Raw genomic sequence first — 15,183 nt, 5'->3', positions numbered from 1 at the left:
CTCGAGGGATAGCAATTCAACCGAATCACTCAATCGTTCCTTTGGGAGCGATCGTCAACTGGATACCCTAAAATGTCGCTCATGCAACGCTTTAAGCTGAACCCGATTGTCATCGGGTTCTGTACACCATCACTGGCTCTTGTGTCGCTGGTGGTCCCTTATGTGAGTGCCGCAGACCTGGTCGGCACAAGCCAAACGGTCAGCGCCCCTGGACTGACCGAGAGTTGGAGGCTTTCCCAGGGGGCAACGTTAACGGTCGACGGCATGTCGACCTTCGAGATTTCGGCCATCGGTGGTTCAGCGGTCAATCTTGTGGGCGCAACCGTCAACGGTATCGGCGGCCGGGCCGGTGTCGAACTGACCAACAGCACCGCGAACATTTCCGGCAGCACCATCAATAGCAACCGTCTGGGCTTGCAAGTCGGCCATGTGAATGGCACCGCCACCGGCTCTACTGCAACGGTGACCAGCAGTACCATCAGCGGTGAAACAGGAGGCGCTCGCGTCACAGCCTTCAGCACCCTTGGGTTATCGGATACCACGCTGGAAGGCACCGGAGCAACGAGCTCTGGGCTTTCGATATTGAATGGTAATGTGTCTGCCACCAATCATAGCCACATCATCGGTGGCCAGGATGGCGTGGTGATCGGTCTTGAACGTGCTGATGTACAGCCCGGCAAGCTGATGCTGGACAATTCCAGCGTAGAAGGTCAAACGGGGTCGGCGATTGTCGTCGATTACGCTGGTGCGACCAGCGCAGCGACGGAAGTTGACGTGCTCAATGGTTCGACCCTCAAGGGCGGCAACGGCACTATTCTTGAAGTGGCGGGAGCGGCGTCGGTCAACATGAATGTTGGCAACAGTGCACTGGAAGGCAATGTTCAGGTGGACGGCAACAGCACCGCCAACCTGAACTTCAAGCAAGGCTCGCTGACCGGTGACGTGATCGCCGAGTCGGGCAGCACGGCGAATGTTCAGTTGCAGCAAGGTTCTCTGTTGACCGGGCGCATGGAGAATGTTGCCACGGTCGGCATCGATCACCAATCCGAATGGAACATGACCGGTAACAGCCAGGTCGGTAACCTGAACATGATGGACGGTGGCACTGTCCGGTTTGGTGCCGAGGATGCCTATTATCAGCTGGACGTCACCAATCTGTCGGGCAACGGCTTGTTTATCATGGGCACTCACTTCACCACGGGGCAGACCGATGTGTTGAACGTCACCGGCACCGCTACCGGCGATCATCAATTGCTGATCACCAGCAGTGGTGTCGATCCGGCCAGCGGTCAGCCGATCACCGTGGTGCACACACAAGGTGGCGATGCCCGGTTCTCGCTGGCCAATATTGATGGCGCGGTCGACCTGGGTACGTATTCCTATGGGCTGAGTCAGGATGCCGCCGGTAAAGACTGGTTCCTCGATCCAAGCAAGCGCAGCGTCAGCCCTTCCACTCGGGTCGTCAGTGCCTTGTTCGGTGCACCAATCACCGTGTTGTCCGGCGAAGACGCCATGTTGCGCACGCGCATGGGCGAAGTGCGCTTCAACACCGACAAGTCGGGTGCCTGGAGCCGCGCATACGGCAACAAATACAACGTCGGCGGGGCTTTCGGCGATGGTTATCGGCAAACGCAGCAAGGCTTCGCGCTGGGTGTCGATACACCGTTTGGCGAAGGTCCATTGTTGCTGGGGGTGATGGCCGGTTATAGCCAGTCGGACCTCACGCTGAGCCACGGCAGTTCGGGCACCGTCGACAGCTACTACCTGGGCAGCTACCTGACCTGGCTGGATGCCGTGAGTGGGTATTATTTCGACGGCACCGTCAAGCTCAACCGCTTCGAGAACAAGGCGGACGTTGCGATGAGTGATGGCACGAAGGCCAAGGGTGATTATGGCAACACCGGTGTGAGCGGCTCTGTGGAGTTTGGCCGCAATATCAAACTCGACGATGGCTATTACATCGAGCCTTTCACACGCTGGTCGACCGCGGTGATTCAGGGCAAGGATTATGACCTGGACAACGGTATGCAGGCCAAGGGCGACTCGACCTGGTCATTCGTGGGTAAGGCCGGGCTGACTGCAGGTCGTGACATACCGATGGCCAACGGTGGCACGCTGCAGCCTTATGTCCGTGCGGCACTGGCCCGTGAGTTTTCCAAGGGCAATGAATACAAGGTCAACGACACTGCGTTCAGCCATAACCTCTCCGGGTCGCGCGTTGAAGTAGGGGCGGGGGTTGCCATGAAGCTGACCGACCGCTGGAGTGCACACGCCGAGGTCGAGTACATGAACGGTAAGAACATTGAAATGCCGATTGGCGGCACTGTGGGTGTGCAGTTGAAGTGGTAAGGGACGATTAATTAATATTTTATTGCAGGGTAGCAGGAAAAAGTAAATATAAAGCCCCGTTTCGAAAGAAACGGGGCTTTATATTAAGTAGAGTTTTACGAAATGGTTAAGCTGGTGTCGAATTTTCCCTCGGCAGAAGTGGAGGTGCTGGAGTTTCTAAATTTTTCGATCTGCACATCAAACTCACCAGTAAATCGACTGTTGGCAAGATCCAGATTCAGCGTGATTGTTCCATCAACAGCCAGTTTGCTGGTTGGGTGGCTTGGGTCCATGTAATCAACGAGCTCGATGGTAACGGCGTCTTTTTTGTCTTCACCAATGACATCATGATCTCCGTTAGCGAGTGTCTTTGGGAACACAATCAAAAGTATTCGGGCGCGCACGCCGTCAATATTCTCGATGGCTTCCACAACCCAGGTTTTACCCCGGTTCGGGCTTTCGCTGCTACGCAGCACCGTTAGGCTGGCCTTGAACGGGGCGGCATCTTCCAGCGTGACGTCGAAGTAGTCTTGTGTGCGGTTTTTTGTGGCGGCTACGCTCATGATTGCTTTCTCCCTGGCAATTAACAAAGAATCCACAAATAGGTAACCATCGCTAACTCATGGATTAACTCATCAGAGCTCAGTTGCGTCATTCTGTAAACTGTCAAATATGCCAGTTTACAATGGGCATTTTATGTGGGTTGTTATGGGGAGGTTTTATACGTGTGGAATATTATCTCAAAAAATTATAACTGCTAGTTGGAAGTTATTATGATTTTCCCCAGTTTTGCATCAACTAAATAACCCCGCAGCAATATTGATCGAAAAGCCGAGGATGGCCGTGTTGAACAGAAAGCCGATCAGTGACTGGGCCAGCACGATCTTGCGTAAACCACGGGTGGCGACTCCGACATCGGAAGTCTGCACCGCCACGCCGATGGTGAACGAGAAGTACAGGAAGTCCCAATAGTTGGGGGTCAGCAGGCCCTCGGCAAAACGCAGCGCCGGCTCCTTGCCATCCCAGGTGTAGAACAGCCGTGCGTAGTGCACGCTGAAGATCACCCCAATCAATAACCATGAACCGATCACGGTCATTCCGGTGAAGCCGTAGTGCAATAGCCTTCGGCTGGTTTCCAGGTCCTTGCTGCCGGCCAGTTCCAGGGTGATGGTGGCGAGGCTGGCAATCGCGGCAATGCAGACAATGAACAGCACCAGCCCGGCGTTCTCGTCCTCGACTTCAGCGATGCGTTTGACGTCATCGGCCCGTGAGCGCACGGTCAGCCAGAGCATTAACACCAGATAAGTCCAGACGCCGGAATTCCAGCCGATCAGGATCTTGCTGATGAGTGAGTCGGCCGGAGCCAGGAGGCTGACCGCCACCCCCAACAGGGTGGCGGCGGTCAGGCGAGGGTGGGTGCGCAGGAGGTGTGGCATGGAGGCTCGATACGTCAGGACTTTGCCATCACCTTAGCCCAGAGCGGTCCGTTGTGACCACCGAGGCGACAGTGGCACAAAAAAGTGTGGGAGCGAGCTTGCTCGCGATAGCGGCGTAAAAGCCAACATAGATGTTGGATGTTACGACCTCATCGCGAGCAAGCTCGCTCCCACAGTGGTTTTGTGTTGGTGTTTAGATGTCCTTGTGGCGCTTCTTGACCAGTTTCATCACCACCACAAAAAACACCGGCACAAACACCACCGCCATGGTCGCGGTGATCATCCCGCCGATCACCCCGGTGCCGATCGCTTGCTGACTCGCCGAGCTGGCGCCGGTGGCAATCGCCAGCGGAACCACGCCAAGGATGAACGCCAGCGAGGTCATGATGATCGGTCGCAGACGCAAGCGCGCGGCTTGCACCGTGGCGTCGATCAGGTCGTGGCCTTCGTCGTACAGGCTCTTGGCGAACTCGATGATCAGGATCGCGTTTTTCGCCGACAGACCAATGATGGTGATCAGCCCGACCTTGAAGAACACGTCGTTGGGCATTCCGCGCAAGGTCACTGCCAGTACCGCGCCTAGCACACCCAGTGGCACCACCAGCAGCACTGAAGTAGGGATCGACCAGCTCTCGTACAACGCCGCCAGACACAGGAACACGATCAACAACGACAAGCCGAGCAGCATCGGTGCCTGGCTGCCGGACAGCCGTTCTTGCAATGACAGACCAGTCCACTCCTGACCCAGCCCCGCCGGGCCTTGCGCGACCAGGCGCTCGATTTCCGCCATGGCTTCGCCGGTGCTGTGACCGGGCGCCGGTTCACCGGAAATGCTGATGGCCGGGTAACCGTTGTAGCGCGTCAGTTGTGCCGGGCCCTGGGTCCATGTGGCTTGGACGAACGCCGACAACGGCACCATTTTTTCGGCGTTGTTGCGTACGTGGATCTTCAGCAAGTCGTCAACCTGACTGCGCTGATCGCCTTCAGCCTGAACCACGACGTGTTGCATCCGCCCCTGGTTGGGGAAGTCGTTGATGTACGCCGAACCGACGGCGGTGGACAGCACATTGCCGATATCGGCAAATGAAACGCCCAAGGCATTGGCCTGTTTGCGGTCGACTTCCAGTTGCACTTGCGGTGCTTCAGCCAGGGCGCTTTCGCGCACGTTCATCAGGATCGGGCTTTTCTCGGCAGCCGCCAGCAGCGCACTGCGTGCTTGCATCAGCGCCGCATGACCCAGGCCACCCCGGTCTTGCAGGCGGAACTCGAAACCGCTCGACGTACCGAGGCCGTCAACCGGAGGCGGCAGTATCGAGAAGGCCACGGCGTCCTTGATCTGACTCAAGGCACCGTTGGCGCGATTGGCAATCGAGGCCGCCGAGTCATCGCTGCCGCGTTCAGACCAATCCTTCAGCGTGGTAAACGCCAAGGCCGCGTTCTGGCCGCTGCCGGAGAAGCTGAAACCGAGAATCACCGTGCTGTCGCCAACACCGGGTTCAGTGGCGTTGTGCGCTTCGATCTGCTCGACCACCTGCACCGTACGGTTCTTGCTGGCGCCCGGCGGCAGTTGAATGTCGGTGATGGTGTAGCCCTGGTCTTCGACCGGCAGGAAGGACGAGGGCAGGCGACTGAAGCAAAACACCAGTCCGATCAACAGCACGCCATAGACCAGCAGAAAACGACCACTGCGTTTCAGCGCGTAGACCACCCAGCGCTGATAACCCTCGGTCATCTGCTCGAAGCGCTGGTTGAACCAGCCGAAGAAACCGCCCTTGGCGTGATGTTCACCCTTGGCGATCGGTTTCAGCAACGTGGCGCAGAGTGCCGGCGTCAGTGTCAGGGCGAGGAACGCCGAGAACAGAATCGACGTCGCCATCGACAGCGAGAACTGCTGGTAGATCACCCCGACTGAGCCCGGCATGAAGGCCATCGGGATAAACACCGCCACCAGCACCAGGGTGATGCCGATGATCGCCCCGGTAATCTGGCTCATGGCTTTGCGTGTTGCCTCTTTGGGCGACAGGCCTTCGTTGACCATGATCCGCTCGACGTTCTCGACCACGACGATGGCGTCATCCACCAGAATGCCGATCGCCAGGACCATGCCGAACATGGTCAGCACGTTGATCGAGAAACCCAGCGCCAACATGGTCGCAAAGGTGCCCATCAACGCCACGGGCACCACCAACGTCGGGATCAGCGTGTAGCGGATGTTCTGCAGGAACAGGAACATCACCGCGAACACCAGCAGCATCGCCTCGCCGAGGGTGTACACCACTTTGGTGATCGAGACTTTGACGAACGGCGAGGTGTCGTACGGAATCTTGTATTCCACACCGGCCGGGAAGTAGCGCGACAGTTCGTCCATCTTCTCGCGCACCAGGGTTGCGGTGCTCAAGGCGTTGGCGCCGGGCGACAGCTGCACGCTGACGGCGGTCGACGGTTTGCCGTTGAGGCGGGTGGAGAACTGGTATTCCTGGCTGCCGATTTCAACCCGTGCCACGTCACCCACGCGCACCGTGGAACCGTCGGGGTTGGCCCGCAGCACAATGTCGGCGAACTCTTCGGGGGTCGACAGTTGACCTTTCACCAGCACCGTCGCGGTGATTTCCTGGGTGGTGCGAGCCGGCAAGTCGCCGATGCTGCCGGCCGAGACCTGGGCGTTCTGCGCAACAATCGCCGCGTTGACGTCGGCCGGGGTCAGGTTGAAACCGATCAGTTTCTGCGGGTCGATCCAGATCCGCATGGCCCGTTCGGCGCCATACAACTGAGCCTTGCCGACGCCGTCCAGACGCTTGATCTCGTTCATCACGTTACGCGCCAGATAATCGCTGAGCGCCACGTCATTGAGCTTGCCGTCGCTGGAGGTGAGGGTGATCAGCAGCAGGAAACCGGCCGAGACTTTCTCGACCTGCAAGCCTTGTTGGGTCACCGCTTGCGGCAGGCGCGACTCGATCACCTTGAGCCGGTTTTGCACATCAACCTGGGCCATTTCCGGATCGGTGCCGGGCTGGAAGGTGGCGGTGATGGTCGCGGTACCAAGGCTGCTCTGGGATTCGAAGTACAGCAGGTGATCGGCGCCGTTGAGCTCGCCCTCGATCAGGCTGACCACGCTTTCGTCGATGGTTTGCGCCGAGGCGCCCGGGTACACCGCATAGATCTCGACCTTCGGCGGGGCAACGTTGGGGTACTGCGCGACGGGCAGCTGCGGGATGGCCAGCGCGCCGGCCAACAGGATAAACAGCGCGACCACCCAGGCGAACACCGGGCGGTCGATAAAGAATTGCGGCATAAAGTCTGCGTCCTGCCTACTGCCCGGTGACCTGGGCAAGTGGAAGAGGGGTGTCGTCGATTTCTACTTTTTCGCCGGGACGGGCGTGCTGCAGGCCTTCGATGACAATGCGGTCGCCGGGCTTGAGGCCGCCGGTGACGATCCAGCGATCCTTCTGCACCTGGCCCAGCTGCACCGGTTGCTGGCTGACACGGGCGTCGGCATCGAGCAACAGCACCTGAGCAATGCCGGCGCTGTCGCGAAGGATCGCCCGTTGCGGCACGCTGATGCCTTGCTGATTCACCGCTTGCTCCAGGCGTACGCGGATGAAACTGCCCGGCAGCAGGTCGAGGTCCGGGTTAGGGAACTCACTGCGCAGAATGATCTGGCCAGTGCCCGGGTCGACGCTGATGTCGGCGAACAGCAGCTTGCCCGGCAACGGATAGAGGCTGCCGTCGTCCTGAATCAGCGTGGCCTTGGCCTGGTCCTGGCCGACCTGCTGCAGTTGCCCGGCACGGAAGGCCCGGCGCAATGCATTGAGTTCGCGGGTCGACTGGGTCAGGTCGGCGTGGATCGGGTCCAGTTGCTGGATCAGCGCCAAGGGCGTGCTTTCGTTCTGCCCGACCAGCGCGCCTTCGGTGACCAGCGCGCGGCCAACTCGCCCGGAAATCGGGGCGGTGACAGTGGCATAACCGAGGTTCAGTTTCGCACGTTGCACAGCCGCCTGATTGGCCGCGACATCGGCGGCGGTCTGCCGGACGGCGGCGCGGGCGTTGTCGTAATCCTGGCCGCTGATGGCGTTGCCTTCGATCAACTGCGCGTAACGCTGCTCTTGCAACCGCGCCTGAAAGGCATTGGCCTCGGCTTTGCGCAGCGCCGCCTGGGCGCTGTCCAGATCAGCCTTGAACGGTGCCGGATCGATGCGAAACAGCACGTCGCCCTGTTTGACGTCGCTGCCTTCGCGGAAGGTCCGTTGCAGGACCACACCGGCCACCCGGGCGCGGACTTCGGCGATCCGCGGTGCGGCGATCCGCCCACTCAGCTCGCTGCTGATCGACAGCGGCCGGGCTTCGATGGTTTCGATCCGGACCGTGGCCAGCGGCGCTGTTTCTTCGGCAGTGGAGGACTTGTCGCACGCACCCAGCGTCATTGCCAAGGCAATCAGGCCGAGCTTCGCAAACAGGTTCTTTGACATGTAAATACCCCAATAATGACCCCCAGCATCCTACTGGGCGCAAGCGAGGGTAGCGGTGAAGCTTTGTAGGTGCTGTGTGAAATTGTGTAAGGGTTTTACTCAGGCACGCGTGAGGGCGTATATCCTTGGACGCTTGATATCTATTGCGCTTGGTCGATTGCTATCGCGAGCAAGCTCGCTCCCACAGGGATTTGATGTGAGCACATATTTTGTGAGCATCCTCGATCAACTGTGGGAGCGAGCTTGCTCGCGATAGCGGTTTATCAAACGCCACTGCACTTTCTGGAAACACCCATGCCCAACATCCTCCTGGTCGAAGACGATTCCGCGCTCTCTGAATTGATTGCCAGCTACCTTGAACGCAATGGCTATCAGGTCAGCGTGATCAGCCGTGGCGACCATGTGCGCGAACGGGCGCGGGTCGATCCGCCGGATCTGGTGATCCTCGACCTGATGCTGCCGGGCCTCGATGGATTGCAGGTCTGTCGCTTGCTGCGCGCCGATTCGGCGACTCTGCCGATCCTGATGCTGACGGCCCGCGACGACAGTCATGACCAGGTGCTGGGCCTGGAAATGGGCGCCGACGATTACGTCACCAAGCCGTGCGAACCCCGTGTGCTATTGGCGCGGGTGCGCACCTTGCTGCGGCGCAGCAGCCTGAACGAACCGCAGACCGCCAGCGACCGCATCCTCATGGGCAATCTCTGCATCGATCTGTCGGAGCGCACCGTGACCTGGCGCGAGCAACTGGTCGAACTGTCCAGCGGCGAATACAACCTGTTGGTGGTGCTGGCTCGCCACGCCGGTGAAGTACTCAGCCGCGACCAGATCCTGCAACGCCTGCGCGGCATCGAATTCAACGGCACCGACCGTTCGGTGGACGTGGCGATTTCCAAGCTGCGACGCAAGTTCGACGACCATGCCGGCGAAGCGCGCAAGATCAAAACCGTATGGGGCAAGGGCTATCTGTTCAGCCGCTCCGAGTGGGAATGCTGAACATGCTGCGCATTCTGATCCGCCTCTACCTGATCACCATCGTCACCTTCAGCGCGGCGATTTATTTCATCCCGGATCTGGTGATCAAGGCATTTCATGAGCGCTTCGTGAATTACAACCTTGATCACTCCCGAGGCTTGCAGAAGCTGATCACCCAACAGTTTCACGGAGTGCCGACCGAGCAATGGACCCATCTGGCCGCGCAGCTGGACCAGGACTTCAGCCCGTTGCACGTGGCACTGGTGCGCAATGACGACGCGGATTTCACCCCCTACGAACGTGAGCGTCTGGAACGCGGTGAAAACGTCATCCGCATGGGCGACTGGGGCTGGCGCACGCTGGCGGTGTCGCCGCTGGATCAGCAACTGTCGGTGAAGCTGGTGGTGCCGCCGGATCCGCTGGACGTCAATTTGTTGTACTGGAGCATCAACGTACTGATCGGCGGCGCGCTGCTGGCGTGCCTGTTGATCTGGCTGCGGCCGCACTGGCGCGATCTGGAGCGTCTGAAAAATACTGCCGAGCGCTTCGGCAAGGGTCACCTGAGCGAGCGCACACAGATCCCGCCGAGTTCGAACATTGGCAGCCTGGCCAACGTTTTCGACACCATGGCCGGCGACATCGAAAACCTCCTGAACCAGCAACGTGATTTGCTCAATGCGGTATCCCACGAACTGCGCACGCCGCTGACCCGACTGGACTTCGGTCTGGCACTGGCATTGTCCGACGACTTGCCGGCCGCCAGCCGCGAACGTTTGCAGGGCCTGGTTGCACACATTCGCGAACTGGACGAGCTGGTGCTGGAATTGCTCTCCTACAGCCGTCTGCAGAATCCGGCACGGGTGCCGGAGCAGGTGGACGTGTCGCTGGATGAGTTTATCGACAGCATTCTGGGCAGCGTTGATGAAGAGCTGGAGTCGCCGGACATCGTTATCGACGTCTTGCTGCACGGCCAGCTCGAACGCTTCAGCCTCGACCCGCGTCTGACCGCCCGAGCGATCCAGAACCTGCTGCGCAATGCCATGCGCTACTGCGAAAAACGGATTCAGATCGGCGTGCAGGTCTGCCCGAAAGGCTGTGAAATCTGCGTCGACGATGACGGCATCGGCATACCGGAAGACGAACGCGAGCGGATCTTCGAACCTTTCTATCGCCTGGACCGCAGCCGCGACCGCGCCACAGGCGGGTTTGGCCTGGGGCTGGCGATCAGTCGTCGGGCCCTGGAAGCCCAGGCCGGCACGTTGACGGCCGAAACCTCGCCACTGGGCGGGGCGCGGTTCCGGTTGTGGCTGCCGACACCGGCCTGATCTCTCTTGGCTCGAAGCCATAACGCGATCCGTAGCAGCTGCCGAGCCCGCGAGGCTGCGTTCGAGGACGCAGTCCTCGTAAATCCTGCGTACGCGGTTTACCTGAAAGAGCATGTTGCATGATTTTACGACCGCTTCGCCCGAGCGCGGAGCGAGCCGAACGCACAATGGGACCCGCTTTGAGATGGTAACTATGCGCGTCCAGCGTTTCGGAGAAAATCGCCAAGGATCGTCCGATTATGACTAAAGGCCGCCAACAGCAAGGGGGAGCAAGCTCCCCCTTCGGTTTTTACCGGGCACTAGTGGTGCTCGGCGTGGGAACGATCATGCCGGGTTACAAGCCCAGATCAGACAAGCCAGGATGATCATCCGGGCGGCGGCCTAGCGGCCAGTGGAACTTGCGCTCGTTTTCCTTGATCGGCATGTCATTGATGCAGGCGTGACGGTTGGACATCAATCCATGCTCATCGAACTCCCAGTTTTCATTGCCGTACGATCGATACCAGTTGCCCGAATCGTCATGCCATTCATAGGCGTAGCGCACGGCGATACGGTTACCGGTGAAAGCCCAGAGTTCCTTGATCAGCCGGTAATCCAGTTCCTTGGCCCATTTTCGGGTCAGAAAAGCCTTGGCTTCCTCGCGGTTGTTGGCGAACTCGGCGCGGTTACGCCATTTGGTGTCGAGGGTGTAGGCCAGGGACACCCGTTGTGGATCGCGGGAGTTCCAGCCGTCTTCGGCCAGGCGAATCTTTTCAATGGCCGACTCACGCGTGAATGGCGGAAGTGGTGGACGAACTTCGGCATTAGATGACATTTAAAGTCTCCAGGGAAAGTGAGTGTTCAAACAGCCAGTTGATCTTGTTTAAACAATTACAGGTCCAATAACTTTCGCGCCATGCATTGCGCATTATCGGCGGCACTGTGATCGCCCATGACAAGCGCAACAGTAATGGCGCCATCGATCAGAATCAGTAGCTGTTTGGCCAGCGTTTCCGGGTCGTGTACGCCATGTTCGGTACAGAGCTCGCACACGTAGTCGAGTAGCTTCTGTTTATGTTCTTTCGCCACCAGGCGCACCGGGTCTTGCGGGTCGCCGGTTTCGCCGCTGGTGTTGATAAAGGCACAGCCGCGAAAGCCTTCGCTGGCGAACCAGTCCTTGAGCACGGTGAACAGGTTGAGCAGCCGTTCGGCCGGGGTCGGGGCCTTGTTCACTTCGGTTTTGAACCAGTTCATCCAGCGCACGTCGCGCCGCTGCAAAGCCGCGACAGTCAGTTCCTCCTTGTTGGCAAAGTAGCGGTAAATACTTTTTCTGGAGACGCCGGCGGTTTTCACCAGAAGGTCCATGCCCGTGGCAGCAATGCCACTTTTATAGATCAACTTTTCGGTGACATCCAGAATAATGTCGCGTGTGTCGTTGCTAGTGATTTCGTTCATGTGGCAGAGAGTAGAACGAACATTCTCCTTGGTCAAGCGGGTATTCTTGGTGTGCGTTGAATTGCCATCGCGAGCACGCTCGCTCCCACATTTGAAATGCGGCCCCCTGTGGGAGCGAGCTTGCTCGCGAAGAGGCCATTACAGACAGCAACAAGACCCGAGCGGATCCATGGTGTAAGCTCTCGGTTCTTCGGATTCGACCTTTTTGCGAGCCCTATGCCGTCGCTTTTCAAACGCTCTCTACTGCCCAAGCTGCGCAGTTTCCCGCTGACCGCCGATGCGGTTTCCATCCTTTCTGGTGCTGCCGAGTTCCGTCGTTGCCTGTTGGAGAAAATTGCCCAGGCGACGCAGCGCATCTACATCGTCGCGCTTTACCTGCAACACGACGAAGCGGGACAGGAAATTCTCGATGCCTTGCACGCTGCCAAAGCTGCACGCCCGGAACTGGACGTAGTGGTGGTGGTTGACTGGCTACGGGCGCAGCGCGGTTTGATCGGTGCCGGCAAGCAGCCGGGCAACTCGGCGTGGTATCAGCAGCAGACTCGCGAACATTCCAGCGAAGTGCCGGTGTATGGCGTGCCGGTGCAAACCCGCGAACTGTTCGGTGTGTTGCACCTTAAAGGCTTCGTGATCGATGACTGCGTGATCTACAGCGGCGCCAGCCTGAATAACGTCTATCTGCACAAATTCGACAAATACCGTTACGACCGTTATCACGTGCTGCGCAACCAGGCGCTCGCCGACTCCATGCAGCACCTGGTGCAGCACGGCTTGATCGCCTCTAAAGCCGTGCACCGTCTTGACGTGCCCAACCTGCCGACCACCCGCAGTCTGCGCGGCGACATCGGCGACCTGCGCAGCCGTCTCAAGCACGCGGTGTACGACACCACGGCGGGTACGCTGGACAAGGGCGGTCTGTCAGTCAGTCCGCTGCTTGGGGTCGGTAAAAACAACCCGCTGAGCCGGGTGATTTGTGAGCTGATTGCCTGCACCCAGCATCAGTTGACCATCTGCACACCGTATTTCAACCTGCCGTTGCCGGTGACCCGTGAAATCAACCGGGCGTTGGCACGCGGGGTGAAGATCGACATCATCGTCGGCGACAAGACTGCCAACGACTTCTACATTCCACCGAGCGAACCGTTCAAGGTCATTGCCGCGTTACCGTACCTCTATGAAATCAGCTTGCGACGCTTTGCCAAGCGCCATCAGCGGGTGATCGACAGCGGACAATTGAACCTGCATCTGTGGCGCGACGGTGACAACACCTATCACCTCAAAGGCATGTGGGTCGACGAACGCTACACCTTGTTGACGGGCAACAACCTCAACCCGCGAGCTTTCCGCCTGGACCTGGAAAACGCTTTGCTGATCGACGACCCGAAAGGTGAGTTGCAGGAGCCGCGCCGTAGTGAGCTGGCGGAGATTTTCCACAACACCCGCCGCATTGAACGCTATCAGCAGTTGGAAACCTTGCTCGAATACCCGCAGGCAGTGAGCAAGTTTCTGCGTCGGGTCAGCCGGGTACGGATCGAGCGCTTGCTCTACCGCATCCTGTAGCCAAAAACACAAAAGCCCCGTCACATGGACGGGGCTTTTACGTGAAGCGTACGGCTGAAAACTGCTTAGAACACTACGCCCTGGCTACGCAGGTAGTCATCGTAGGTGCCGCTGAAGTCGATCACGCCGCTTGGGCTCAGCTCGATGATTCGAGTGGCCAGCGACGATACGAACTCACGGTCGTGGCTGACGAAGATCAGTGTGCCCGGGTAGTTTTCCAGTGCCAGGTTCAGCGCTTCGATGGATTCCATGTCCAAGTGGTTGGTCGGTTCGTCCATCACCAGCACGTTCGGCTTTTGCAGGATCAGCTTGCCGAACAGCATGCGACCTTGCTCACCACCGGAGATGACCTTGACCGACTTGAGGATCTCGTCGTTGGAGAACAGCATGCGGCCCAGGGTGCCACGGACCAGTTGCTCGCCACCTTGAGTCCAGCGACCCATCCAGTCGAACAGGTTGGATTCATCTTCGAAGTCCGAAGCGTGGTCCTGTGCGTAGTAGCCGATTTCTGCGGCGTCGGTCCATTTCACACTACCGGCATCCGGGCTCAATTCATTGACCAGGGTACGCAGCAGAGTGGTTTTACCGATACCGTTCGGGCCGATGATCGCCACACGCTCGCCGGCTTCAACGGTGAAGCTGAAGTCCTTGAACAGATTCTTGCCGTCGAAGCCTTTGGCCATGCGCTCAACGATGACCGCCTGACGATGGAGCTTCTTGTTCTGCTCGAAACGGATGAACGGGCTCACGCGGCTCGAAGGCTTGACTTCGGCCAGCTGGATCTTGTCGATCTGCTTGGCACGGGAAGTAGCCTGCTTGGCTTTCGAGGCGTTGGCCGAGAAGCGGCTGACGAACGATTGCAGTTCCGAGATCTGCGCTTTCTTCTTGGCGTTGTCCGAGAGCAGTTGCTCGCGGGACTGGGTCGCCACGGTCATGTACTCGTCATAGTTGCCGGGGAACAGGCGCAGCTCGCCGTAGTCCAGGTCAGCCATGTGGGTGCAGACGCTGTTCAGGAAGTGCCTATCGTGGGAGATGATGATCATCAGGCTGCTGCGCTGGGTCAGCACGTTTTCCAGCCAGCGGATGGTGTTGATGTCCAGGTGGTTGGTTGGTTCGTCGAGCAGCAGCACTTCCGGATCGGAGAACAGTGCCTGAGCCAGCAGAACACGGAGTTTCCAGCCCGGTGAAACTTCGCTCATCGGGCCGAAGTGTTGCTCGATGCCGATACCCAGGCCCAGCAGCAGTTCACCGGCACGCGATTCGGCGGTGTAACCGTCCATCTCGGCGAATTCGGTTTCCAGCTCGGCGACGGCCATGCCGTCTTCTTCAGTCATTTCCGGCAGCGAGTAGATACGGTCGCGCTCGGCCTTGACCTTCCACAGCTCTTCGTGACCCATGATCACGGTGTCGATTACGGTGAATTCTTCGTAGGCGAACTGGTCCTGGCGCAACTTACCCAGACGCACATTCGGCTCAAGCATGACCTGACCGCCGGACGGATCGAGGTCGCCACCGAGGATTTTCATGAAGGTCGACTTGCCGCAACCGTTGGCGCCGATCAGGCCATAGCGGTTACCCGCACCAAATTTGACCGAAACGTTCTCGAACAACGGCTTGGCGCCGAACTGCATCGTGATGTTAGCTGTGGAGATCAATTAC

11 protein-coding genes are annotated in these 15,183 nt (G+C 58.9%); 4 read left to right on the top strand and 7 right to left on the bottom strand.

The annotated features are described in order from the left end of the window. The first annotated feature begins 72 nt into the window (after positions 1–72). Positions 73–2,349, top strand: a complete 2,277-nt coding sequence (locus tag AC1DIG_RS01840; protein WP_477765881.1) for an autotransporter outer membrane beta-barrel domain-containing protein — start codon at positions 73–75, stop codon at positions 2,347–2,349. 95 nt (positions 2,350–2,444) lie between these two features. On the opposite strand, the gene AC1DIG_RS01835 is transcribed toward AC1DIG_RS01840, so the two are convergent. The 4 genes from AC1DIG_RS01835 to AC1DIG_RS01820 form a co-directional block, all read right to left on the bottom strand. Then, a complete protein-coding gene (locus AC1DIG_RS01835) occupies positions 2,445–2,891 on the bottom strand; it encodes a hypothetical protein (protein ID WP_477765880.1) in 447 nt (148 codons plus the stop codon). A 231-nt stretch (positions 2,892–3,122) separates the two neighbouring features. Beyond that, complete coding sequence (locus AC1DIG_RS01830) at positions 3,123–3,764, bottom strand: DUF1345 domain-containing protein (protein WP_477765879.1); 642 nt, start codon at positions 3,762–3,764, stop codon at positions 3,123–3,125. Between the two features lie 193 nt (positions 3,765–3,957). Beyond that, positions 3,958–7,056: a multidrug efflux RND transporter permease subunit gene (locus AC1DIG_RS01825; RefSeq protein WP_477765878.1), complete on the bottom strand. Its 3,099-nt coding sequence runs from the start codon at positions 7,054–7,056 to the stop codon at positions 3,958–3,960. A 16-nt stretch (positions 7,057–7,072) separates the two neighbouring features. Continuing rightward, positions 7,073–8,230: an efflux RND transporter periplasmic adaptor subunit gene (locus AC1DIG_RS01820; RefSeq protein ID WP_477765877.1), complete on the bottom strand. Its 1,158-nt coding sequence runs from the start codon at positions 8,228–8,230 to the stop codon at positions 7,073–7,075. A 294-nt stretch (positions 8,231–8,524) separates the two neighbouring features. Between AC1DIG_RS01820 and AC1DIG_RS01815 the strand changes: the two genes are divergently transcribed. Then, positions 8,525–9,226, top strand: coding sequence for a response regulator (locus tag AC1DIG_RS01815; RefSeq protein ID WP_071550451.1), 702 nt, complete (start codon positions 8,525–8,527; stop codon positions 9,224–9,226). 2 nt (positions 9,227–9,228) lie between these two features. Continuing rightward, the gene (locus AC1DIG_RS01810) at positions 9,229–10,530 is read left to right on the top strand and encodes an ATP-binding protein (protein WP_477765876.1); all 1,302 of its coding nucleotides are present in this window, start codon (positions 9,229–9,231) and stop codon (positions 10,528–10,530) included. Positions 10,531–10,864: 334 nt separating this feature from the next. Here AC1DIG_RS01810 and AC1DIG_RS01805 read toward each other — a convergent pair whose 3' ends face one another. Beyond that, positions 10,865–11,344, bottom strand: a complete 480-nt coding sequence (locus AC1DIG_RS01805; RefSeq protein ID WP_477765875.1) for a nuclear transport factor 2 family protein — start codon at positions 11,342–11,344, stop codon at positions 10,865–10,867. A gap of 56 nt (positions 11,345–11,400) precedes the next feature. Beyond that, a complete protein-coding gene (locus AC1DIG_RS01800) occupies positions 11,401–11,964 on the bottom strand; it encodes a TetR/AcrR family transcriptional regulator (RefSeq protein ID WP_477765874.1) in 564 nt (187 codons plus the stop codon). Positions 11,965–12,180: 216 nt separating this feature from the next. Here AC1DIG_RS01800 and pssA point away from each other — a divergent pair, with 216 nt between their 5' ends. Continuing rightward, positions 12,181–13,524 carry a CDP-diacylglycerol--serine O-phosphatidyltransferase gene (gene pssA / locus AC1DIG_RS01795; protein WP_477765873.1) on the top strand — a complete coding sequence of 448 codons (1,344 nt, stop codon included), beginning with the start codon at positions 12,181–12,183 and terminating at the stop codon, positions 13,522–13,524. Positions 13,525–13,589: 65 nt separating this feature from the next. Here pssA and AC1DIG_RS01790 read toward each other — a convergent pair whose 3' ends face one another. Then, positions 13,590–15,179, bottom strand: a complete 1,590-nt coding sequence (locus tag AC1DIG_RS01790; RefSeq protein ID WP_145021703.1) for an ABC-F family ATPase — start codon at positions 15,177–15,179, stop codon at positions 13,590–13,592. Between the last annotated feature and the right edge of the window lie 4 nt (positions 15,180–15,183).

The sequence above is a fragment of the Pseudomonas sp. 05N431 genome (genome assembly GCF_056397005.1).
The sequence above is the reverse complement of the archived record's forward strand: the minus strand, read 5'-3'. Positions and strand labels throughout refer to the sequence as shown.